Here is a 1,486-nt window from a genome sequence, read left to right on the forward strand (position 1 = left end):
TCCATCACTCGGATCGTGGCGTCCAAGGCAGATTCAACCGGTCGTCGCAACATCCTTGACTATATCTTTTTTGAGCAACTGGTCGAGAGCCTCTGCTGGTGTGCGCCAGCCCAAAGTTTTTCGAGGCCTGGTATTCAGAGCATGCGCGACAGCGCTTAATTCATCGGCCCCATGCTGGCTGAGATCCGTGCCTTTCGGAAAGTACTGGCGCAGCAAGCCGTTGGTGTTTTCGTTGCTCCCGCGTTGCCAGGGACTTTGAGGGTCACAGAAGTAGATCTCGAGGCCAGTTTCGAAACGGAGCTGTGCATGCTGAGCCATCTCCGCACCCTGGTCCCAAGTCAATGATTGGCGGAGATGTTTCGGCAGATCCATGATGGTTCCGGCGATGGCATCGCGGACCGCTTCAGCACCATGTCCGGCAAGTGCTGGGCCGTTTTTGACTGACTTGTCCTTCCCATGGCGCTCCATGCGTGGGAGGTGCAGAAGCATTGTGAACCGTGTCGTACGTTCGACCAGCGTGCCGATTGCTGAGCTGCCGAGACCGAGAATGAGATCCCCCTCCCAGTGACCGGGCACCGCTCTGTCGCCTATCTCAGGCGGACGATCACTGATCATCAAAGCATCTGCGAGGAAGGACTTGCCTCGGTTACGAGAACGTTCGCGGGGCAAACGCAGTGCTCGTCCAGAGCGCAGACAGGCCGATAGCTCTCGCTTCAAGGCACCTCGACCCTGAATGTAGAGCGCCTGATAAATGGCTTCGTGGCTGATGCGCATGGTCGGGTTCTCGGGAAAGTCCAGCTTCAGACGCCGCGCAATCTGTTCCGGGCTCCAAGCTGTGGACCAGCGTCGACTTTGCCGATGAACAGCCCGTCGCCCTTTCCATACCACGACTGGGCCATCGAAGGCGATGCCGTCGGGTGTTGCAATCCGCCCGGCGAGCCGGTCTTGCACATAGTCACGGAGAACAGGATTGGTTGCCAGTTTTGCCGCCTTCGGCCGCCGTGCGGCTCGATCAGCATGCCACTGCGCTGTGATGGCCCGATACTCGAAGTCGCCGCCGCGTGTCGCCGAATTGCGCCTGATCTCACGCGAGATTGTGCTGGGAGACCGACCCAGCTTGCGCGCTATAGCACGCACTCCCGTGCCCCGCGCACATTCCAAAGCAATTTCCTCCCGTTCCCTAAACGAAAGGTTTCGACTCGTGAGTGATGTTGCTGAGGGCGATAGATGTGTAGGAGGCATGCCACCTGAACTCCGAAACCACCGGATACCAACGGGACCGGAGACGCCGGCTCCTGCGGCGGCTTCTTCACTGGACAGGCCCGACGCTACTCCTTGCCAAAACCGGCACAGGTTCTCACGCTGCCATACCGGTGGCCGCCCTGGCGAGGACAATTTGCACCGTGTTGAACGTTCTGATTTCCGTCTTCCTGTAACCATCAACACCTCCTGGAACGGGATGTTGCGACGACCGGTTGAATCTGCC

At 59.0% G+C, this 1,486-nt stretch carries 1 protein-coding gene; it reads right to left on the reverse strand.

The window, feature by feature from the left end; genetic code table 11:
• Positions 1 to 33 precede the first annotated feature (33 nt).
• Positions 34 to 1,440, reverse strand: a complete 1,407-nt coding sequence (locus F0155_RS23075; protein WP_204934619.1) for an IS30 family transposase — start codon at positions 1,438 to 1,440, stop codon at positions 34 to 36.
• Positions 1,441 to 1,486 lie beyond the last annotated feature (46 nt).

Source organism: Roseibium sediminis (assembly GCF_008711325.1).
GTDB classification, from domain to species: domain Bacteria; phylum Pseudomonadota; class Alphaproteobacteria; order Rhizobiales; family Stappiaceae; genus Roseibium; species Roseibium sediminis.